Annotated in this window: 15 protein-coding genes and 1 riboswitch; of the genes, 6 read left to right on the forward strand and 9 right to left on the reverse strand. The window is 44.8% G+C overall.

Going from position 1 to position 21,245, the window contains the following annotated elements; genetic code table 11:
• Positions 1 to 7 precede the first annotated feature (7 nt).
• Positions 8 to 1,216: an ROK family transcriptional regulator gene (locus ACQCVH_RS10985; protein ID WP_426835696.1), complete on the reverse strand. Its 1,209-nt coding sequence runs from the start codon at positions 1,214 to 1,216 to the stop codon at positions 8 to 10.
• Positions 1,217 to 1,532: 316 nt separating this feature from the next.
• Between ACQCVH_RS10985 and ACQCVH_RS10990 the strand changes: the two genes are divergently transcribed.
• Positions 1,533 to 4,040, forward strand: coding sequence for an NEW3 domain-containing protein (locus ACQCVH_RS10990; RefSeq protein WP_426835697.1), 2,508 nt, complete (start codon positions 1,533 to 1,535; stop codon positions 4,038 to 4,040).
• Between the two features lie 42 nt (positions 4,041 to 4,082).
• Here the strand turns inward: ACQCVH_RS10990 and ACQCVH_RS10995 are convergent, their stop codons facing one another.
• Positions 4,083 to 4,310 carry a hypothetical protein gene (locus tag ACQCVH_RS10995; RefSeq protein ID WP_426835698.1) on the reverse strand — a complete coding sequence of 76 codons (228 nt, stop codon included), beginning with the start codon at positions 4,308 to 4,310 and terminating at the stop codon, positions 4,083 to 4,085.
• A gap of 99 nt (positions 4,311 to 4,409) precedes the next feature.
• A riboswitch (cyclic di-GMP riboswitch) is annotated at positions 4,410 to 4,492 on the reverse strand.
• 189 nt (positions 4,493 to 4,681) lie between these two features.
• On the opposite strand from ACQCVH_RS10995, the gene ACQCVH_RS11000 reads away from it, so the two are divergent.
• Positions 4,682 to 6,172 carry an alpha/beta fold hydrolase gene (locus ACQCVH_RS11000; RefSeq protein ID WP_426835699.1) on the forward strand — a complete coding sequence of 497 codons (1,491 nt, stop codon included), beginning with the start codon at positions 4,682 to 4,684 and terminating at the stop codon, positions 6,170 to 6,172.
• 780 nt (positions 6,173 to 6,952) lie between these two features.
• On the opposite strand, the gene ACQCVH_RS11005 is transcribed toward ACQCVH_RS11000, so the two are convergent.
• Positions 6,953 to 8,233 (reverse strand): methyl-accepting chemotaxis protein, encoded by a 1,281-nt coding sequence (locus ACQCVH_RS11005; RefSeq protein ID WP_426835700.1) that lies wholly within the window; start codon positions 8,231 to 8,233, stop codon positions 6,953 to 6,955.
• Positions 8,234 to 8,544: 311 nt separating this feature from the next.
• Here ACQCVH_RS11005 and ACQCVH_RS11010 point away from each other — a divergent pair, with 311 nt between their 5' ends.
• Positions 8,545 to 9,783 carry a helix-turn-helix domain-containing protein gene (locus ACQCVH_RS11010; RefSeq protein WP_426835702.1) on the forward strand — a complete coding sequence of 413 codons (1,239 nt, stop codon included), beginning with the start codon at positions 8,545 to 8,547 and terminating at the stop codon, positions 9,781 to 9,783.
• Positions 9,780 to 9,932, forward strand: coding sequence for a hypothetical protein (locus ACQCVH_RS11015; RefSeq protein WP_426835704.1), 153 nt, complete (start codon positions 9,780 to 9,782; stop codon positions 9,930 to 9,932). The genes ACQCVH_RS11010 and ACQCVH_RS11015 overlap by 4 nt, the downstream gene beginning before the upstream one ends.
• 119 nt (positions 9,933 to 10,051) lie before the next feature.
• On the opposite strand, the gene ACQCVH_RS11020 is transcribed toward ACQCVH_RS11015, so the two are convergent.
• Positions 10,052 to 11,701, reverse strand: a complete 1,650-nt coding sequence (locus ACQCVH_RS11020; protein ID WP_426835705.1) for a M4 family metallopeptidase — start codon at positions 11,699 to 11,701, stop codon at positions 10,052 to 10,054.
• Between the two features lie 566 nt (positions 11,702 to 12,267).
• On the opposite strand from ACQCVH_RS11020, the gene ACQCVH_RS11025 reads away from it, so the two are divergent.
• On the forward strand, positions 12,268 to 12,900 hold the full coding sequence (locus tag ACQCVH_RS11025) for a hypothetical protein (RefSeq protein ID WP_426835707.1): 633 nt from the start codon (positions 12,268 to 12,270) through the stop codon (positions 12,898 to 12,900).
• Positions 12,901 to 12,957: 57 nt separating this feature from the next.
• Here ACQCVH_RS11025 and ACQCVH_RS11030 read toward each other — a convergent pair whose 3' ends face one another.
• From ACQCVH_RS11030 to ACQCVH_RS11040, 3 genes are all read right to left on the reverse strand, one after another.
• On the reverse strand, positions 12,958 to 13,530 hold the full coding sequence (locus ACQCVH_RS11030; RefSeq protein ID WP_426835709.1) for a 3D domain-containing protein: 573 nt from the start codon (positions 13,528 to 13,530) through the stop codon (positions 12,958 to 12,960).
• A 192-nt stretch (positions 13,531 to 13,722) separates the two neighbouring features.
• Positions 13,723 to 13,962 (reverse strand): hypothetical protein, encoded by a 240-nt coding sequence (locus ACQCVH_RS11035; protein WP_426835710.1) that lies wholly within the window; start codon positions 13,960 to 13,962, stop codon positions 13,723 to 13,725.
• Between the two features lie 295 nt (positions 13,963 to 14,257).
• Positions 14,258 to 14,500 (reverse strand): polysaccharide deacetylase family protein, encoded by a 243-nt coding sequence (locus ACQCVH_RS11040; protein ID WP_426835711.1) that lies wholly within the window; start codon positions 14,498 to 14,500, stop codon positions 14,258 to 14,260.
• A gap of 253 nt (positions 14,501 to 14,753) precedes the next feature.
• Here ACQCVH_RS11040 and ACQCVH_RS11045 point away from each other — a divergent pair, with 253 nt between their 5' ends.
• Positions 14,754 to 14,900: a hypothetical protein gene (locus ACQCVH_RS11045; RefSeq protein WP_426835712.1), complete on the forward strand. Its 147-nt coding sequence runs from the start codon at positions 14,754 to 14,756 to the stop codon at positions 14,898 to 14,900.
• Between the two features lie 88 nt (positions 14,901 to 14,988).
• On the opposite strand, the gene ACQCVH_RS11050 is transcribed toward ACQCVH_RS11045, so the two are convergent.
• Together ACQCVH_RS11050 and ACQCVH_RS11055 are read right to left on the reverse strand one after the other, a co-directional pair.
• Positions 14,989 to 20,556 carry a pullulanase gene (locus ACQCVH_RS11050; RefSeq protein WP_426835713.1) on the reverse strand — a complete coding sequence of 1,856 codons (5,568 nt, stop codon included), beginning with the start codon at positions 20,554 to 20,556 and terminating at the stop codon, positions 14,989 to 14,991.
• A 389-nt stretch (positions 20,557 to 20,945) separates the two neighbouring features.
• On the reverse strand, positions 20,946 to 21,245 hold the full coding sequence (locus ACQCVH_RS11055; RefSeq protein ID WP_426835714.1) for a hypothetical protein: 300 nt from the start codon (positions 21,243 to 21,245) through the stop codon (positions 20,946 to 20,948).

Here is a 21,245-nt window from a genome sequence, read left to right on the forward strand (position 1 = left end):
CTCTTTTTTAATAACTGATTACACTGTCATGCTCCCGCAAAAATAGTGAAACGGCTCCAAGGACACCGGCACTTTCGCCCAAATGGGCTGTTTTCAGCTCCACTGAGCTGGGCAGATACTGATTCACTATTTCACGCACCCTGGGCAAAATATAATCTGCTGATTTCAGCACACCACCTCCCAAAATGATGGCTTCCGGGTTCAGCAGGCTGGCTGCATTCACTACCCCGTAGGCCAAATGTTCAATTGCCTCATCCACAACCGCTTTGGCTGTTTCATCGCCCTTTTTAGCAAGGGCAAAAGCCGTTTCGCCTGATAGCTCTGATTCCTTTGCCTGTTGATGAAGCGGATGATCAGGACTTTTCCGCACCACCTCGGTCAGCCTTTTGCCAATCGACACGCCGCCTGCCACGCTTTCCAGATAGCCGTAACGGTGAAAGATTGGCTTGAATTCATTTTTCATATCATTTTTATCTGTTACCATATAGCCCATTTCTCCTGCAGCACCGGATGCTCCTCTGTAAAGCTGGTTATTGATGATAATGCCGCTTCCGATTCCAGTGCCGACTGCCATGAAAAGGACATTCTTCTTATTCCTGGCATTGCCGAGCCATTGCTCCCCAACCGCCGCCGCATTGACATCATTGTCCACGTAAATGGGGAAGGGAAAATACCGCTTCGCTTCTGTCACAAAAGGATAGCGGACCCAGTTGAGGCTTGGGGCTTCAAACACAACGCCGGTTTCTGTATCGGTAATTCCCGGCACTCCGGCTCCAAGGCCCAGGACCTGATCCTGTCTGATGCCGCTTTTTTGCAGCAGGCACTCTACTTCCTTGGCAACTTGCTTTAAAAGACCGCTTTCCAAATAGTGGGCTGTTTTAATGCTGCTTGTATTAATGATATTTCCGCTTAAATCACATATGACGGTTTTCACCTTCGTACCGCCAATATCAGTCCCGATTACATAAGCTGCTTTCTCGTTGAAAAACAGCTGGATCGGGCGCCTCCCCCCTTGTGAGGATGCTTCGCCGATTCCTTTTTCTTCGATCCAGTTCTCCTGCAGCAGTTCATCGACTAAGAGCGATACAGTCGGCTTGCTTAATTGCAGCTTCGCAGCGATTTCTGCCCTTGAAATAGGAGAACTTTCCTGGATGCAGCGCAGGACGTTTTTCTTATTGGTTTGTTTCATGTGCATCGCTGTTCCATTTACCTTCATTAAATCACGGCCTTAATTTTTTTAGTTAGTAAATTTAACTAATTAACATAAACTATAAATCAACAAGGAAGCGTTTTCAATAATTAATTCTAAATTTTTTAAATATTTATAATTTTACTAGTTCGAAAGTAATTTTCTGAATATGCAGATATTTACTTCGTGAGGCGAATATGATATTCATTATCTAAGGTTATGTTGTCTACAGTTAGTTAGGTGGATTTACTAACCTGGCGATCTATGAGGGGAGGAGGAACTGTTTTTCCACATTCATTAACAACAAAATGAAAGGGGTTGCAGGAAATTGAGGAAATGTTTGATGAGTTTGCTGTCTTTATTGCTCGTTTTATCACTCGCGCCAATAGCCGGTTCTGCTTCAGAGACCGCAGCCAAACATGATAAGGATTTATGGAGCGCTGTAAAACCGCTGGAAACAACCGTTTCATTTTTGAACACCGGGGCCCACCCTGATGATGAGCGAAGCGACTTTCTCGCTTATCTGTCACGCGGGCTTGGAGTAAAGACTTCCAGCCTGATCGCCAATCGCGGGGAAGGCGGGCAGAATGAGATCGGAAATGAGCTTGGAAATGCACTCGGGATCATCCGGTCACGGGAAATGATTGAAGCGGCCAAGATTACCGGCGTGAAGGCCTATCATCTCAGTCAAACCACCTCAGACCCCATCTATGATTTCGGCTTCTCCAAAACTCCGGAGGAAACACTTGAAAAATGGGGCGAAGACCTGACATATGAAAGATTAATCCGCTTTATTCGTACTTACCAGCCTGATATCCTCATGCCATCCTTTAGGAATGACCATACACAGCATGGCCATCACAGGGCCATGGAATTTTTAAGCGAAAGGGCCTTCAAGGATGCAGCGGACCCTAAGATTTATCCAAAGCAGCTTAAAGAAGAAGGGCTTCATGTCTGGCAGGTCAAGAAGCTTTATCTCCCTGCCGAATCAAAGGAAACTGCCGATGCTTCCATTGAAATCGGCATGTACGACCCTGTCTATGCTATGACCTATCCTCAGCTCGGCGAGGAGTCCCGCTATATGCATAAAAGCCAGGGAATGGGCAATGATATCCCGGCAGCCCCAAGGCAGACAAATCTTGAGCTGCTGGAATCCGCGGTTGATACAGGCGGCAGCTCCGATCTTTTTGCAGGTGTTCCATATGATTTCAAGGAGTGGGCAGCCCAGCTTCCTAAAAAGGAAAAAGCACTTCAAGTGCATTATGCTCAGCTGCAGAAAGAGCTTGATAGCATCATTGCCTCCTATCCGGATGCAGAACGTGTCTTCTCAAAAACACAAAAGGCTTTAAAAACAGTCCGCAGCCTGGAGAAGAAAACCGGAAAAGCCAAATTGGACAGCAGCCTGAGGGCAGATCTTCTGCATAAGCTTCAAGTGAAGGAAGAACAGCTGCAGGATCTCAGCTTTGAAGCTTCCGGACTGGAAGCAGACATTTCTGCAGATCCTTCTATCCTAGTAAAGGGACAGAAATTTAATGTGAAGGTTACCCTTCGGAACAAAGGAGCTGCAGCCCTGGAAAAAGCCTCCGTTGTGCTTAACCTGCCTAGAGGCTGGAAGTCTGAAGGCAGCGGAAAAGCAGCCAGCCTTGCTCCCGGGGCCGCAACCACATTCAGCTTCAAGGCTGAAGTGCCAAAGGATGCCGATTATTACCATGCCTATCAGGAGGACAGCATCACAGCCTCGATTTCTTATAAAAGCAAAGGCTCTGATGTTGAACAGGTAAAAGGACTTGAGGAAACTGCTGCGGTTCTCCCGGATATTGCTCTGACATTATCCCCTGAGGACATTATCGTCAATACAGCCGACGTTCAAAAAGAAATACCAGTAGAGGTTAAAGTGAAAAATTACCGTCCTGGAAAAGCTGATGCCTCTGTAGCTTTAAAGGTGCCTGAGGGCTGGTCCGTAACCCCAAAAGATGCGAAGGTCAGCTTCTCAAGGCAGTCAGAGGAAAAAGCCGTACAATTCACTTTGTCTCCTCCTTTAAATATCAAGGCCGGGGACTTCTCCATTCAAGCTGCAGCCAAAACAGGAGGCAGGGAATTCTCCTCAACTATTCAGGAAATCAGCTATGACCATATTGGAAACTTCTATTACCAGTATGATGCCAAAGTGAATGGCGTTGCCTTTGAGCTTCTCAAACCGGAAGGCCTGAAGGTAGGCTACATCGACAGCGGCTTTGATAAAGTGGCCGAGTATTTAACCAATGCCGGCTTTGATATCACCCAGCTGACAGAGGCTGAGCTGACATCAGGTGACTTGAGCCAGTATGACACGATTGTTGTCGGCATCCGTGCGTATCTGTCGCGTGAAGATTTAAAGGCCAATAATGAAAAGCTTCATAAGTATGTAGAGAATGGCGGACATCTCGTGGTTCAGTATCACAAGCCAAATGACGGATGGGATACTGAAGCCACCGCTCCTTTCCCATTAACGATTGGAAATCCTTCCATTGAGTGGCGGGTGACCGATGAGGACGCCAAGGTTGAAATGCTGCAGCCGGAATCTCCGCTGTTCAACTATCCAAACAAAATTACCGATGCCGACTGGGAAGGCTGGGTGCAGGAACGGGGACTGTATTTTCCGATGAAATGGGATGATCAGTATGAGACCTTTGTCCGCATGGCCGATCCGGACGAAGAACCATTTGATGGGGGCATCCTGATGGTTAAGCATGGCAAAGGCACCTATTTGTATTCAAGTCTTGTCTTTTACCGCCAAATCCAGGGCCAGGTGCCTGGAGGGTATAGAATCTTCGCCAATCTGATCAGTTATGGAGCTGATCAGCAGGAATAACAAAAGAGAGTGAAGGAATAATTCCTTCACTCTCTTTTATTGCTACACAACTGCAGCATGTTTTTCGCTATATGATAACAGCTGGTGATCGACCTTCCTGCCTGCAGCCATCAGGTTGGCCAGGCATTCCTTACGGAGGCTGTCTGTACAGATAAAATTAAAATTCAGCTCATGCTCAAGCTGTGATATGCTCGCTGATAGATTTTTTCCGCTTTCTGCAGCCTTTCTCAGCTGCTCCTCAAAAAACTCCGCTGTACCAAAAAAACTCATATTTTCTCTTCCTTTCCTTGCAGTAACTGCGCCAAAAGGTTCGGCCGATTAGCTCTGAAAGTACTAAGAATAAGATTCAAAGCTATTCCACGTTATCACCTTGGCAGCCCGACGATCATAGCTTGCGCCTTAGACTCGCGGCTTTGCGTCCCTACTTTTCAATAAGTTTGCCTTTTTCAATTTTCATACTATTATCATATTACTTTTCTCCTGTATTTTCAATTTATTTTTACATATGATGAGTTTTTTCTAATTTCTTGCAAAAAGTGAACCAAATTGCCCATACCTTATTAATTCATTTTCATTTATACCGATATTAAGAATACTCTAGAAAAAATTTCCGTCTCTTTAAGGATCAATCGGAGGATTTCATGACAATTTCCAGCAGAGGGGTAAACTACCATATGCAGCATTCTACTAAGGCGGAGGCAGAAACTTTAGTTTTTGCCCACGGTTTAGGAATGGATAGCAGCATTTGGAACCGTATTATTCCCCACCTCATAGATGATTTTCACATACTGACTTTTGATTTCACTGGCCATGGCTCAAGCAAGAAAATAGAAGGAACCGCTTCATGGGAGTCACTTTTAGAAGATTTCGAATCAATAGCAGATGCTGAAGGTTTATCCGGGTTTCATTTTGCCGGGCAGGGAATGGGTGTCCACCTCGGAATCCGATGGGCAGAAAGATATCCTTCCAGCCTCCGCTCTTTTATTGTTTTCACTACCAGCATCTTGTATCCAGCCGAATATTATCAATCAGTTTATCATACTGCATCAAACCTGGCAGACCAAATGATCCCGAAACTGATCAGCAATATGGATGAAGAAAGCTGTACACTGATAAAAAACTCTTTAGGAAAATTGGACTTTCTTTCATATCTTGAATTGCATGATATGCTTTCAAAAACTAAGTCATATACGCTTTTTAACAAGATCGCGGTCCCGGTTCTGCTTTTAGCCGCAGAATATGACGATATATCACCGCCTTCTTTAGTATTTTTGGGCGGTGAAATAGCAAACAGAAAACAGAGGTTTTTAATCCCTGGTGCCTCACACCTCATCCAGCTGGATCAGCCTGCCTTAACAGCAGAAAAATGCGTATCATTTTTATCAGGACTGCCCGGTCCTGCAATTCCGCAGTCAGGAAATGTAAATCCTTTCCTTACAGAATTGATAAGGTTTATTGACAAAAGTCCGCTTCCAGGCCCGCTTTTTCCAGAGAAGAAACTGGAGTTAAAAATCATTGATGAATTTAAAGTACTGGCAGACCAAAAAGAAATAAAAGGCAAATGGAACCAGAGAAAAGCCAAAGAACTGTTAACATATCTATGCCTGTTTGGCTCCGCTTCAAGGGAGATGCTGGCAGACGTGTTCTGGCCAGAACTTCCGCAGTCCAACTCGCAGAATCAGCTCCGCGTCAGTCTTACCCACCTGCGCAAGATTTTTCAAGGCAGCAGCTTATCTGATGTGATTAAAATCGAGAATAACTATGTTTCTATCGATGCCAAAATAGAGCTCGATTCCCTTCAGCTCGACTCACAGATGAAAGATGCACTCGAAAGCAATGAATGGAAGAGGACTGTGCAATTAAAGGAGAAGGTGATAAAGCAGGTACCCGTCAAGTTTCTGCCGCAATTCAAGGCAAAGTGGGCTGCAGAATACAGAAATTCACTTAACCTGAATTTGCTGAGGCTATTAAACAAGACATATAAGCAGCATTTGCATCTTAGAGAAATAACAGAAGCTTTGACAGATATGGAACTGATATTGAAAATCACTTCTGACGACTCAAAAATCCACCAGGAAATAAAGGAATTGTATGAGAAAATTGGCTTCACAGCACAATATAACACAGTCTAGTATCGTTGATAAGGTACAAAGAAACACAAGAAAATCCACAGGGCTCACCTGCTATCATTTCCTTAATAAAAAGAAAAGTAGTTCAGTTTTCGTGGAGAAACACTGTAAATGTCATATGAGTCGCATACCTTTCTGCACATAAAACAGCAACATTAAAATAGCATAGCAATCAGCACCCCAAATAACACGTTGACAATGGATGTCCTCGTGCAATTTAGGGTGCTATTTTACTCTGTTTGGAATGTGAACTTAATCTGCTCCAAGAAAACTTTATGGCAAGAATAGCTTGTAGCAGTTATTACAGAAGGGAAGCTGAAGAGTAAGTAAACAGTATAGAAATAAGGGGAGATTTTACTGTTAGATGCAGATAAAATGATTTTCAGGAAAAATAAGAGGAGTTTTTCCTTCTATGTTTATGAAAAGAAAAACGATCTATTTTCACATTATCGAGTCCAGTAAGAGGAATTTCTCCCTCTAATGAAGCTGTTTTCAGTACTATTTGAAAAATAAGGGGAATTTTTCCCCCTGTAAACTCAATTACCAGCGAACCTAGTTTATTGTTTAAGAATGCAACAGTTGAACAGGAAATCGCATGTTCAACTACCCAGAAATTGACTGTGTGAATTGAATAAGAACAACATTCTTAAAAGTTGAAAGCCTGGGATACCCCAGGCTTTTATAGTTAGTTAAGTCCCGTACCATTACGCTGCGAAAAGGTATGTTATTTTGGCTGTGATTTTTAGTTTTTCCACATGTTTTTATCAAGCCACTGTCTTTCTTTTATTCTTCTACTTTAAATTTCCCCAGCAGGCCATCCAGGTTTACAGCAGCTTTATTAAGATCCACAGACTCAACCTTCACTATGTCCATATCTTCAGTCTGCTGATCAATGTTTGAGATAAGTTCCATTAATCGCTCAGTAACCACCTGGAACTGGCTTGAAAGATCCTCGATGCTGGCTGCCACTTCCTCACTTCCCGCTGCCATCTGCTCGCTCACAGCAGAAATTTCCTGAATTCTCCCATTTGTATTATCAACAGAACCTAAAATATTCTCAAAAGATTGAACCACCGCATCTATTGAATACTTTCCGCTGCTTACATCCTGGTTTGTCTTTGTCATGGCAGCAGATGTTGCATCTGCATCAGTTTGGATTTGCTGTATGATTTCAGAAATATTGGAGGCTGACTGGTTTGTCTGGCTTGCCAGGTTGCCTACTTCCTGGGCGACAACAGCAAAGCCCTTTCCATGCTCACCTGCACGTGCTGCTTCAATGCTGGCATTCAGCGCCAGCAGGTTGGTTTGCCCGGCAATATCGGATATATCCTTAATAATGACTGCAATTTTTTTAGAACCTTCAATGAAACCATTTATAGCATGCTCCAGCTGATTGAAAGATTGGTCGATGCCATTCATTTTCTCTGCAGCATCAAGCACCTGCTGCTTGCCTGAAGTAGCAAGGTTTGCCGTTTCAGATGAAGCCTGATTGACCAGGCTTGAGGTTTCTGCTGTGTTTCCTACACCGACAGCCATTTCATCCATCGTTACTGCTACTTCCTTAGTGGATTGCAGCTGAAGATCCACTGTTTTTTGGAAATCACTGATTTGAGCCTTTATTTCTTGTAAACTAGCATTTGTTGCAATGATTTTCTGTTCCAGTACGCTGGAAGACTGTGAAACGGTTCCCCCGGTTTGCTTGACTCCGGCAAGCAGCTCCTGCAGCCCGCTTCTCATATGCTCCAGGGGCGGGAAAATGCTCTTCAGCGGACCCAGCAGCTTAATGTCGGCCGGCCGTGATAAGTCCCCCTGGCTTACCCGTTCAACAAACCTCTGAATTTCGTTAAATGGTTTTGCGTAGGAAGTGAAATTGATGAAGCCTGAAAGAACAAATCCGACAATGATGAGAAGCTGAAGGACCAAGGTCTCTGCAGACAGGAAGGACTTGTTGAATATAAGAGAATAAACACCAATAATTATTACACCCGAAATGACAGCCTGTATAATGACATTAACCATATAAATCATTATTTTCTTTACAATATCATTCTTTTTCTGCCCCATTTTTCTCCCCTATTCCGTTATAAAATATAATCCTTAATAAGTATATCGGAATAGGAGTGGAAAAATTTAGTCAACGAGAAAAAAATTAAGTGAACTTTACTCAGGTACCAGGCACCTGTACCAAAAAAATTTTCCCAACTTTTCATAATTGTAACTTTTTACCTGCTGTTGTATGATAGTCCCAAAGCCTCACTAGCCTTCTTAGTGCCTACCCCCTGCTTTTCATTCAAACGTTTGATTAATAGAATATTCTTACACTTAATCCCCTTTGCTGGTATACTATTCCTACGGGAAAAGTAGGAGGTAAAAGCATGAGAATCGGAGCGCTTATACAGTATTACCGGACAAAAAAAGGGATGACCCAGAGGGAATTGGCCCACGGTGTCTGCTCCATCTCCCACCTTAGCAAAATAGAAAACAACTCAAAAGAAGCCCATGATGGCACGATAGACTTGCTGCTGAACAAGCTTGGCATCACATTACAGCAGGCAGAAGATAAACAGGAAAAGATCGAGGCCATGATCGAGGATCTTATCACCAAGCTTATCTACTATCAGAAGGAACAGGCGGAAGAAGCTTTCCAAACCCTGTATAAAGCAGAAGAGCTGATCACCTTTACTCCGTACATAAACTACTATTCTCTCTGGAAATACCGCTATCTTATCTTCATCGGCGATATAAAAGGGGCAGCGGCCCAAAGAGAGCATCTAAGCAAAATAAAAAAGAATTTTTCCCAACATGAAACCTATTTATACAGCTACTTCAATGCGTTATCTTTAATACAGACAGGTCAGCTGGAAAAAGCAGACAATATCCTCAGCACCCTGATTGAGGATAAAGTGAAGCAAAGCGCCATTGGGGCCGGCGATTTGTTTTACCATTACGGACTTGTCAAAAGCATGAAGGAAGAGTCAGGGGCAGCCGTCCACTATGGAAAGAAAGCACTGGGGCACTTTTCGGATCAGTTCAATTTCAAGCGGATTCTCCATACCCTAATGCTGCTGGGGATCAATTATACCCATTCCGGCATTTATCATGAAGCAGCCGAGTGCTTCAGGCATCTGCTCCGGAACATTGAGGCACTGCAGATTGAAGCAGCCCTGCTGCCGCAGATCTACCATAATATGGGCTATCTGTACAGAAGGACGAATGACCTGAAGAAGGCCTCATTGTATTACAAAAAAAGCCTGGATCTTCATCCGATTGAGTCGTCCTACTATTTGGTCAGTCTGTATTCTTATGCCGAGACTCTTTATAAGTTCGGCGACAATGACAGCAGAAAGCATTTTGAAAAACTGAAACTGCTTGCACAGAAAGCCGGCTCCAGAAAGTATGAACTGATGTCGCATTATTATCTCACCAGTTTCACGGATGAAAGCAAGGCTTTGGTGTTTTTGCAGGAAAGGCTTCTGCCTTTTCTTGAAAAGACCGATGAGCACGAGAATGAGCTGCAGGAATTCTATGAGGTGCTTGCAAGGCATCTGATTCAAAATGGCAAGTATGAAAAGGCCATCCAATATATCTCAAAGTACAGGGAGGAATTACAATGAAGAAAAAATATCTGTTTCTGCTGATTGCCGCTTTTGGTTTCCTGGTTCATTACAGTGATGCCGCTCCCCCGGACGCCAAAAGCTCCTTTGCTGCATCTGAAAATCCTGATGACCGTCCCATCCAGCCTCCTTTGAAGGAAGACAGCTGATACCTCCTTCACTATTTTCCCCTTGCATACCCCTCAAGTCACAGGAAAAGAGCTGCTTCACACTGGAAGCAGCTCTTTTCTGTTTATAAGCGGCCATTGCCACGCCTCAAAAATTGGCTTTAATAGACTCCTACATTGTCCCAGGCAGTTCTCACCGCACTATAAGCAGAGCTTCCGCTTCCATATAAATCTGCGGCAGACTGCAGGAGCGCTGCGCGTGCATAGCTGAAATTGCTTGTCGGCGTCAGATAAACAGTCAGGGCGCGATAATAAATTTTTTCGGCCTGAGCCTTGCCAATGCTGCTGATCGTATAGTATGCAGCTTTATTCGGAATACCGCTGTTGATATGGACACCGCCATTGTCGGAGCTTGTGTTCACATACTGGTTCATATGCTCAGGCTGTCCGTACAATGTCGGGTTGGACATGCTGCGGAGGGCATCGCCGGAACGTCCAGGTGTGTACACATCCTCACCCATCAGGAAGTCGCCCGGATCAAGGAAATATCCAAACACATCGGAGAAGGACTCGTTCAGTGCTCCAGACTGATACTGGTACTGAAGGTTGGCTGTCCTTTCAGTGACCGCGTGGGTGATTTCATGGGCCACTACGTCCAGGGCTCCAGAGAGAGATGTAAATTGGGAGCCATCACCGTCTCCATACACCATCTGTGAGCCGTTCCAGAACGCATTGTTATACCGTGATCCGTAATGAACCGTTGATCGGATGGTTGCTCCGTTATTATCGAAGCTGTTGCGGTTATGCGTGTTTTTATAATAATCATAGACTTTTCCTGCATAATAGTGCGCATCCACATCCGCTCTTTGATTGGCCGCAGTCCATGCATTATCGCTGTCGGCGGAACGCGAGCCTGGCAGGGAAGATCCGTTATTGGCAGTAAAGGTCTCAATGACTCCATTCATTGGCTTTGTGACATCATATAAGTAATAAGTTCCACCTGAAGAATAAGTATTCAATGTTTTGGAGCCGCCTGTCACGCCTGTGCCTGTCCCAGTTGCAGCCGCATCCGCCACAGCATTATAGGCCTCGACAATATTGCCATTCTTCGCGTCGACGAAGATCTGCCAGTTAGCCCCATACGGCTCGATGAACTGCAGCTGGACTTTATAAGCGAGAGTGTACACTCCGTCCTTTTCATGGATGACAAGGTCATTTTTCACATGTGTGTTTTTCACTTCACTCTTTTTGCCGGCTTTCTCAAGGTCAGCAGGCACAGCCTGATCGCTGCCTTTTGTATCCTCTTCTGTCAGATTAATATTTTTCCAGGCAAGGTCAACCGCTTCTTTTTTGCTGATTGAAGGCTTTGTGTCTGTCACCTTTTCGGAAGCATCTTCATATAATTGTCCGGTCGCTGCCGTTACGTCATCATTTTTATCCGTGTGCACCCGGAAGACCGCTCCCTCTACCGGCACTCCATTGATAGCCTGAGAGAATTTATAATGCACCATCCCAAGATCATCTGTCTGCGTCTCGAGCAATGTCAGCTCCTTGGCAGGATCCACCTTGAAAAGATCTTTATTTTCCTGGATGAATTGCGTTACATCATTTTGATTTTTAATCTTCTTTTTTGAGAGCTTTCCTGTTATAAACTTAGGGTCATGCTTGCCTTTTTCGGCCTGCTTTTGCTTAAGCTCCATCTGGTTCTGCATTTTTTCTGAAGGAGACAGACCGTAGGCAGTGGCTGCCGGAAATGCGGCACTGAAGGCTAAGGAAGTACCGAGTACGATTGCTGTTAACTTTTTTGGCATAGAATTATCCCCTTTTCAGCTATTATTTAGGACCAGCTAATCCATTGCTACACGTGTTATGGATAATTCTAGCCAGCTGCCGGCTGACTAACAATCATTCAAAATACCTACCTAAGCTTTTTTATTCTTTTCTGCGTTTTTTGAAAGATTCCCAAAAAAAATTTCCCAATGGAAAATTCATTCCAATACTGCAACCTGCACGGCTTTTAAGCACTTCTTTCCCTGAAAAGGAGATTCAACTCTCACATTCCAGGATACTACTCTCCTTATTTCCACTTCTCCCGAACTATTTTATAGAATACCTTTATTTATTGCTGTTTCTTTCAATCAAAATATTTCCCCATAAGCAGCAGCATCCCAGTAAAACCCTAAACCCTGCTCTCAGGTGGATAGGAGCAGGACGATGGCAACTGCAATGTGTAAAATAAATGTAAAATAACCTGTTATTGCCAATTATACAAATGGAGATGTTCTTGTAATATTTGAAATATTTTTCAGAAATCCATCAACCTTTTTGATCGCTCCTTCGTCTAAAGAAGCAAAGGAATATAAAGGAGGAGTTTTAAATGAAAAAGAAAACAGCCGCGTCTCTTATCCTGGCCTTATTTTTTGCCGCATCTGGTGCATTTTATATTGAGGGAGCTCCCGAAAAGGCAATAGCTGATGAAGAAATGCCAGGAACGGCGGAAAAGAGTGATCAATCTCTAGATGCCAAGACAGCAGTGGAAGATGAAAAGTCCGCAATAAAGGAAAAAAGCGAAAAAACACAGACCGTTGAAAAGTCCGAAGAGGAAGATATGCCTGAAACCAATGCCGATACAAATACAATCCAAAAAGATACCATAAAAATTGGCGATAGACTCTATGATAATGTAATGGACAACAGCAAATTCTCACGATTGATCAAGCCCGCCAGGAAATATGGGGCGAAGCTTTACGGCTTGGCTGGAACGGACTCATTTGTCATTGCAAAAGACGGCAAACCTATCGTATACATGAGCACAGGAACATGCTCAGCATCTGCCGCACATGCCAATTTGCTGGCAGAGCTCTTTGCGTCAGGCTTTGAGGAATACAAAAAGCTGCAGGAAAACATCCTTTTCTCCGCTGAAACCGGAGCAGAGATAAGCGTAAAATTCGAACAGTATACCGCCTATTCCATAAAAAATGAAAATGATGAAATCACGGTTTCCTGGTAATATAAAGAGGCATACTCGATTGAGTATGCCTCCTTGGCGCTTGTGCCAGCTTCTTCCTTATTTAGCGTAAACTTTGACAGTGATGGTTTTATTGCCCCATTGAAGCGCGCGGCTTTTGTTGGGGATGAAAACATCGATTTTATTCCCTTTGACCGAAGATCCTTTATCAGCGGCGATGGCCATGCCATAGCCTGGCACATATACCTTTGATCCCAGCGGAATGACTTTCGGGTCGACTGAAATCGCTTTGATGCTTGGATTCTTCTTCAGGTTCAGCCCGGTATAGGTAATGCCGCTGCAGCCCTTGCAGCTGGCAGTATAGGCTGTTGCTCTCACTTTGATCTCTTTATAGGCTGGAGCCTTGGCAGCGGCCTTCGCTTTGACAGACTTGACTGCTGGCGCCTTCGTTCCTGGTGCTGCTATCTTTAATACCTGCTTTGGTTTAATAGTATTTGACTTTAATTTATTCCATGACTTTATCTGGCTGACAGTTATATTATGTTTCTTTGAAATGCCGTAAAGGGTATCTCCCTTTTTTACTGCATATGTAGTCCCTGCGGCGAAAGTGGCGTTTGAGAATCCAAATAATAGAAATGCTGCTGTACTTACGTATAATAGTATTTTCTTCAAGACGTATTCTCCTTTAACTTCTTTCTAGGTACATCTTAACAGTGGAAGTTAACAGGAGGATTTCATCTTAGTGCTAATTTTGTTACAAAAAGCAGATATATTTCATCGTTTTGTAATATAATTTTCATAGAAAAAATGTTAATAGAAACATCAAAAGGCGGATTCATCCATCTTTAAAGGCAATCTATGTAATTAAAATAGCTGACCCGGCTTCAGCTTTCCTTTTTGCAGCAGATTCCTTCTTTTTTTAATTCTCCAGGAGTCAATCAATAGAATCAGTATCAGCAGAAAGGTCAGCAGAGCTCCCCTTCCCTCCACAAGCTGAAATACCCAGGCATACAGCCCTTCAGTGATAAACGTCGCTGCCGATGTGATGATCAGAAACAGGGTCCAGGCAAACAATGTCACCTCAGCCAATGTTAATGCTCTCATTTAATTACCTCCCCGAAAAAAATACACTAGTGAGTTACCCTTTGACAAAGGGGGTAAAACTTCTGCCACGAATATGATTACAGAGAAAACGATTACTCATGCTGCTGTGAAGTATGAGTATTCAGCTAAAATACAACGCTATCGTCAGCCCGCCAGCTCTGGAAATCAATAGAGAAAAATATATTACATTGAATCGGAGACTTGTTCAATAGGGAAATAATTATATTTTAAGAGATATCTTATTCAATTGGCCATTAGAAGGAGGCCTTTTCCCCATGGCCTCCCTTTTATTCTTCTACGGTTTCACATACTCAATAAACTCCTCCATACTCGTTTCTGCCACGACCGGCAGCCTTGGAATTTCATAAACGCGATCGCCCCTTTCTGCTGCCTTTTTCTCAACAGTAAATGCCATGCGGAAGCCAAGCTTGACGATGGAATTTACCGTTGCCGGAGAATATTCCCCATAAGGGTAGGCAAAAGCCTGCTTATTGCCGTCCAGCTGCATAATACTTGTCAGCATATCCTTTTCTATCACTTTTGTCTCTTTTGTTAAAAGGTAGGAGGCTTCCTGGTTAAAGCGGTTTTTCTCTCTTTTATGGAGGCTGTAGGTGTGGCTCTGATAATCGAATATTTCACACCCTTTTTTCAGTTCACGCAGGCTGAGATACTGGATTTCCCCAGGCTCAATGATAAGACAAAAAAATTCTAAATTTAAATCAAATGATTTATCACGTAGGCAGGAAAAAAGCACATCCTATCGAATATTGACAATAAAAGGAGATGATCATATGGAGCAGGCTGCCACAGAAAAATGGATTTGCTCTGCATGCAAATCTGAAATTGCTGACTACTCGGAGTTTGTTGATAATGATGGAGTTTGTGATGAATGCTACAGCATTCCTTTGAAGAAGAGGCGCGGGCTGGTTACCAGGTAAAAACTTATACAAATGAAGAGATCCTTCAGCACCCTGATGGGTGTTTTTTCATGAAAACAGGGAGACAGATTCACTGTCCCCCTGTTTTTTATTTTCTTCCCTTTTTCTTTTCATCCACTTTAATGATAATGGTTGTTAAAGGTTCGATGGTCAGTTTGTCTTTCTTTAGGGAGAATCCTGATTTTTTCTTGACCGGCTTTGTGCCCGCTTCGTCATTATCTGCAAGCACCTTGCCTTTCGACAGATCCAGGTTCCCGAGCGTCAGGCTGCGGGCTTTGCTGTCAGCGTTGACAAAGACATAATAGCTGCCTGTTTTGTCTGTGGAAACATTTTTATAAGCAATCAGCAGGTCCTGATCCTTCATTTCCGGGAATCTCAGCAGCGAGACATTTTTGTCTGCGAGCTCTTTATCGCCGAGGCGGAAGGCATTTGTTGATCTTCTCAGCTTTATCAGTCCTTCTGTGTATTCCCTTGTGACGTTATTTACCTTGTATTTTTTGCTGTTTGTGGCTTTCTGCCAGTCGAATTTGTTGATCGCATCAGAAGAATCATAGGAATCATGGATAAAGTAGCCAAATGGATCCCCGTTTTCATCGGTCAGCTCATGGTATTTCTGCTCAGGCACACCTTCGCCGAGCCATTGCTTTGTGCGTCCGTATTCCTGGCCTGCGTGCAGGAAGGCTGTTCCCTGCGAGGTCAGGATAAGCGAGTTGCCGAGGCGGATCCGCTTATGGATTTCCAGATTATTTTCCGGGATGGCCGGGTCTTTTTTAATAGACTGGGCGATCACATCGTACAGCGGCAGATTATCGTGCGCTGCAATATACTGGACCATATCGCCTGGATCATCATCTGCGGTATTGGACGGCTGGCCTTTAATATTATTGAAAATAACACGCAGGTCTCTTGCTCCGCCTGTGATGAATCTTGGCTCTCCTTCAGATCCAAATCCGGATTTCAGCTCATTGCGGATTTCATCAGAGAACACACCGACATCATCGGTTTTATCCATCCAATCCTGATCTGCTCCCATTCCTTCAAGTGCCGGGTCAGCTAGATGACCTGCAAATGTCCGCCACCCTTCGCCGATGAACAGGGCATCCGGGTTGATTTCGGCAGCTGCATCATAAGCATTCTGAATGGACGGATAAGTTGCATCCCCCATCATATCGAAACGCATGCCATCAATCTTGTATTCATCAAACCAGTATTTCACAGAATCAACCATCAGCTTCTCAGCCATCGCATGGCTTGTCGCAAGATTATTGCCGAACCCTCCAAGGAAATTGCCTTTGGCATCCTGGAAAGCATAATAATTTGGCACTATATCGTTTAGCGTGCTTGCTTTTGCCATGTGGGTATAAACAACGTCCAGCACAACACCCATTCCGGCATCGTGGATCGCGTCAATTAATTCCTTCAGCTCCTTCACCCGCAGCTCAGCGTCTTCAGGATTTTCCGAGTAAGCCCCGTCAGGAGAGAAATAGCTGTGCGGATCATAGCCCCAGTTATACTCATTTCCTCCTGCTGAATATTCCATTTCCCTCTCGCCCATTTTCGTCTCATCGCCAAAATACCAGGCCATGACAGGCAGGAGCTGAACGTGAGTCACACCAGTCGACTTAATATAGTCAAGCTTGTCGATGAATGCTTTATAAGAGCCCCATCTCGCATCCAAATCGCCTTTAATGGAAGGATCGGAAGTGAAGTCGCGGACATGGACCTCATAGATGATGGCATCCTCGCGCTTTTCATATCCTTTGATTTTTGCATGATCAAAATGTTTCGGGTCTGTCCCCTTCAGATCGATGATCGCCGCTTTTCCGACATCATCTCCGTCCGGACCGGCCTCTCCTTTCGTGTTGACGGTAAAAGCAGCCATCGACTTCGCATAAGGATCAAGCACCTTTTTGGTTACGCCGTTATTGGTCACTTCATATTGGTAGTAATAGCCTTTCAAGTCCTTCAGCCGAAGGTCCGACGGCTTGATTTCTTTTGACCAGACGCCTTTTTCTCCAACCTTGAGATCTATACTGCCGATCAGCTTGGCAGCATCTTTTTTATCATAAAAATTGGCCGTAACCTTGCTAGCTGTCGGCGCCCACAGCTTCAGCACAGCACCGCCTTTTTTGTAGGTGGCCCCAAGGTCATCGCCATCATAGCTGTACAGTTTATCAAGCATACGCCAGCCTGATGAAGCAGAAACCGTGCGGCCGGAATAGGATATAGATAGAGGAAGCTTCTCAAGTTCGAATGCTGCTTTAACTTCAGCCGTTTTTTCACCTGTGATCTCTGCACGGGTGACGGATATTTCTTTTCCATCCTTATCCTTGATGGACAAGCCGGCTTTCAATCCGTCTGCAGTCAATCCTTCTGTCATTGTAAAGTTTAATAGAATCGTATCTTCTGATATGACTTCTGCAGTGGTCATCCCTGATGCCACCTCTCCATATGGAGAAATATAGACAACATCGTCTCCCTGCTTGATCCATAGCTGATTATATTTATCCAGCAGGTTGAAGGTCTTATCCCCTGCATCTTTTTCCTGCGTCTTTTCGTTCACAATAAGGAAGCCCAGTTCCTTGCCATCTTCCTTCAGTTCGATGTCAGCGTACGCTCCATAGCGGTCTGTCCCGATAAAATCAGCCGCGCCAGCAGGCCAATTATCAGAAGGAGCTGCTGAATCGCCCCAGTGCCAGAGACCGAAATCGTCATAGTCTCCGTTTTCACGGTTATAATGGATGCGGACGGTGTTGTCCGGCAGATTTACAGGTTCATAGGTATACACCTCATCAGAACCCTGCTCTATCCAGATTTCATTCATCTCCGGAGAGGAAATGGTGAAGCTCTTATCGCCGCCGTCCTTGCCTGCATCCCCTTTGGATACATCCATGATGAGGAAGCCGATATTTTTAGCTCCTTCGGCAAGCGGTACATCAATATAGGCACCATAGCTGTCTTTTTTCTCGAACATCGTGCTGCCGACCGGCCAGTTGGCTGATGGGGAAGCTACATCATTCCAAAGCCATGCCCCATAATTTTCATAGCTTCCGTCACCGCGGTTATAGTGGATGCGGACAGAGTTCTCAGGAATCGGCTCTATTTCAGGTTCCCCGCCGCCGTCCCCGCTTTGAAGCGATGCCCCTGTGATGCTGCCATTATCCACGGTCAGCAGGACAGTGCCGCCGTCTGAGTTGGCCGGGATTGTCAAAATAACTTCTCCCGATTCAGCAGTTTGATAGTTTTGATTAGAATAATGATCTGTTACTGTGGCTGTTTTTGAATCAACCGCCAGTTTGATGGTTTTTGCCTTATCCGCTGTGTTCAGGCCGGCATAAACGGTCTGTTCCCCATAGCTGCGGGCAAACAGCAGGAATTGCTCCTTGTCAGAGCCGCCAATCACCGTACGGTCACCTTTGGCAAAAACCTTGGAATGGTCTTTCCTGAAGTTAAGAATCTTTTTATAATGCTCGAGCATATCATTACCATCAACTTTATCCCATGCAAAATCGTAGCGGTTATCATACTGCGGGTAGTTGTTGGCGCCTGTCTGGCCAAGCTCCTCACCATAATAGATGACAGGCTGGCCTTTTGCAGTTGCCTGCAGGGAGGCAGCCACCTTCATTTTGCCCTTATCACCGCCAAGTGAATGCAGGAAACCATCCTCGTCATGGCTGCTTAAAAACTGGCCAAGAGTTGCCGTATTATCTACTTTTGCATTTCGGGCAGCAAGGGCATCATTGGCAGCCTTCAGCTTGCCGTTCACAAAATTGCGGGCTGTTTCTTTGAAGCCAAAGTCAAGGAGGGAATCCATCATCCCGGACTCAAGATAGCCAAGGTCATTATCTGCGCTTGCTCCCCATGCTTCCCCGATCATTTTGAATGCCGGCATTTTTTCGGTGAGCGCATTTTTGAAGCTCATCCAGGTGGCATCCTCCACATGCTTGACCGTATCTACACGGAAGTAGTCAATTGTGTTGCCGTTTGCAGTGGTTGCTTTTTCAATCCAGTCTGTCTGCCAGTCGATGATCTGCTTGCGGACAGCAGGATCTTCTGTTTTGATATCAGGCAGGCTGGACAGCTCGCCAACCACTTCATCGGTGCCCACATTGCCCTGGCGGACGATATCCTTGAAGCGGCTGCGGTCTTCATCATCCGGGTAGCCTGGCGGAGGGTTTTCTTTGTCAGCATCCAGCACTTTAAGTCCATATCCAGTATGGTTCAATACGACATCCACCATGATTTTAATGCCGCGCTCATGGGCTTCGTCAATTAATGTATGGAAATCCTCCATCGTCCCGAAATGAGGATTCAGCTTGCTGAAATTTTCCGCCCAGTAGCCATGGTAGGCATAATACGGTTCACCATCAGCCTCACCGCTGCGGACATCATATTGGATATTTTCCACGACCGGAGAAATCCAGATCGTATTGACGCCTAGCTCATCAAGGTAGTCCAGCTTATCTGTTACCCCTTTAAAATCCCCGCCCTGATAGGCGCCGCGGGAATCTTTATAGTCCAGTCCGTATGGATCATTATTGGAGGAATTGCCATCAAAGAAACGGTCAGTCAGCATAAAGTAGATGACAGATTCATCCCAGTCGAAATCAGCTTCGCCGGCAGATTGCCGTGTTTTAATTTCAATCTCGGCATTCCCGCTATATTCATTGCCATAAGAATCTACTGCAGTAATGGGGATTTTTTTCACACCGGCGGTTGTGCTGTCATCTGCAGCAATGGTGACTTTGCCGAGTGAAGGGTCGATTTCCAGCTGATCAGTACCGCCCAAAGAGGAAGTATCAGCAAGAATTTTAGTGATTTTCACCTCGTCAGTCAGGCCTGCTATATCCACACTCAGGACTGCATTTTGGCTGTAGTCGATGGCCGCTGGCCTGGTTGAAGCAGATACAGTCAAGTCAGACTGCTGAAAGTTGATGGCAGAGACACCATCCTTGGTGTTATAAGGATCGATGACCTCTGTTGTCTCACCGTCTTTCGTCACAAGAAATGAGTATTCATGCCTTCCGTTCGGAATATTCTCGTATGTAAGCACGAATCGCTCGTTTTCCGGCTCATACACCATCTCTTTTGTTTCACCGTTGAACTTGAGTTCTACTTTTTCAATAGAATCCATACTGTCATTGGCAAAAAGCTCTTTATCGCGATAATAGAAAGTGGCATTGCCTTTATTGATGACAGGCGCTGAACCGTCCGGGACAATCCGGATTTTTTCCACACCACTTGTAATGTATGCTTTTGTCAAACTGTCATTTTTGTTCACAGGAATGAAGCGGTCACCAAATTCCTTTTGGGCTGTATTCCAATCCTCAGTGCTGCGGAGCACAAAGCCGAACTGCTTTGTCTCTGGGGCAACAGCAATATTGACGGTCGCCGTGCCGTTTTCATAGGACTCAAAATTGATCTGGTCATCCTTCACGCCTGTGTTCCAGGCCCAGATATTCCAGCCGTCATATGTCTTGTCATCGCGGATATAAGTAAAACGGACCTGCCGGTCAGAGGTTTCTGCTGCTTCAGGGGTGTCGGATGCTTCTGTTTCTGCTGCAGCTGCCGCTCGTGCTGGCATAAATGGCAGCCACAGGCTCAATAGCATGATGGCCGACAGGAAGATGGATAGCTGGCGTCGGTTTTTTTGCATGAATTGGTTTCCTCCTTTTGGTTGGTTAATAGGATAGGTTCTTTTCGGGGGAGCCTCCTTTCTGTCTGTTTAATCCTGCAAGCTGACGGGCTGAAATGCGAAAGCGTTTGCACAAAGTTGCAGAGTTGGATAGAGACGATATTACTTTAAAAGGATGCTGAAGAAAGAATGATGTTGGTACCAGCGAAGAAACATTTGTGCAAGCGCTTGCAGGTTAGATAAGCAAATTTTACAATAACCGGCATTCCCTTACAACGGAACAAAGTCCTATAATATGGAGTGGCCGGGGGTTCAGGTCCGCTGGCATTGATCAATTGGGCCAGGGGGTCAGACCCCTTGGCCCATTAGCGCAATTAAAAAAGGAACAAGGGGGCTTACCCTCATCCCTTCTACTGTCTTCTCAATTGAAATAAGTATGCTGCAGATACGACGCTTTGCAGCAGGAAGATCAGCAGTATATAAAAGATAAAATAATCATGGTGCATGATTTTTGTGATGGCGGAGAGAAAGAATCCCAGCATGACACCGGCGGTCAGGAGCTTATAGGAAAGAGACATGACCTTCAGCTGGATCACCTGTCCCCTCTCATCCTTGGATTCACTGTCTTTCTCAAACCTGGCCTTATAGGCCTCCGACAAAATGACACAGACAACAAGTACGACAATCGAAGCATTGAGCATTGAAAACAT

This window comes from Bacillus infantis (assembly GCF_050107595.1).
Taxonomy (GTDB): Bacteria; Bacillota; Bacilli; order Bacillales; family Cytobacillaceae; genus Bacillus_AB; species Bacillus_AB infantis_C.

Coding starts and splice junctions, on each gene's coding strand:
- ACQCVH_RS11035 (WP_426835710.1), bottom strand. CDS start 13,962: ATGAGAGCATTAACATTGGCTGAGGTGACATTGTTTGCCTGGACCCTG.
- ACQCVH_RS10985 (WP_426835696.1), bottom strand. CDS start 1,216: ATGAAGGTAAATGGAACAGCGATGCACATGAAACAAACCAATAAGAAA.
- ACQCVH_RS11005 (WP_426835700.1), bottom strand. CDS start 8,233: ATGGGGCAGAAAAAGAATGATATTGTAAAGAAAATAATGATTTATATG.
- ACQCVH_RS11015 (WP_426835704.1), top strand. CDS start 9,780: ATGAAGAAAAAATATCTGTTTCTGCTGATTGCCGCTTTTGGTTTCCTG.
- ACQCVH_RS11010 (WP_426835702.1), top strand. CDS start 8,545: ATGAGAATCGGAGCGCTTATACAGTATTACCGGACAAAAAAAGGGATG.
- ACQCVH_RS11025 (WP_426835707.1), top strand. CDS start 12,268: ATGAAAAAGAAAACAGCCGCGTCTCTTATCCTGGCCTTATTTTTTGCC.
- ACQCVH_RS11045 (WP_426835712.1), top strand. CDS start 14,754: ATGGAGCAGGCTGCCACAGAAAAATGGATTTGCTCTGCATGCAAATCT.
- ACQCVH_RS10990 (WP_426835697.1), top strand. CDS start 1,533: ATGAGTTTGCTGTCTTTATTGCTCGTTTTATCACTCGCGCCAATAGCC.
- ACQCVH_RS10995 (WP_426835698.1), bottom strand. CDS start 4,310: ATGAGTTTTTTTGGTACAGCGGAGTTTTTTGAGGAGCAGCTGAGAAAG.
- ACQCVH_RS11020 (WP_426835705.1), bottom strand. CDS start 11,701: ATGCCAAAAAAGTTAACAGCAATCGTACTCGGTACTTCCTTAGCCTTC.
- ACQCVH_RS11055 (WP_426835714.1), bottom strand. CDS start 21,245: ATGTTTTCAATGCTCAATGCTTCGATTGTCGTACTTGTTGTCTGTGTC.
- ACQCVH_RS11050 (WP_426835713.1), bottom strand. CDS start 20,556: ATGCAAAAAAACCGACGCCAGCTATCCATCTTCCTGTCGGCCATCATG.
- ACQCVH_RS11000 (WP_426835699.1), top strand. CDS start 4,682: ATGACAATTTCCAGCAGAGGGGTAAACTACCATATGCAGCATTCTACT.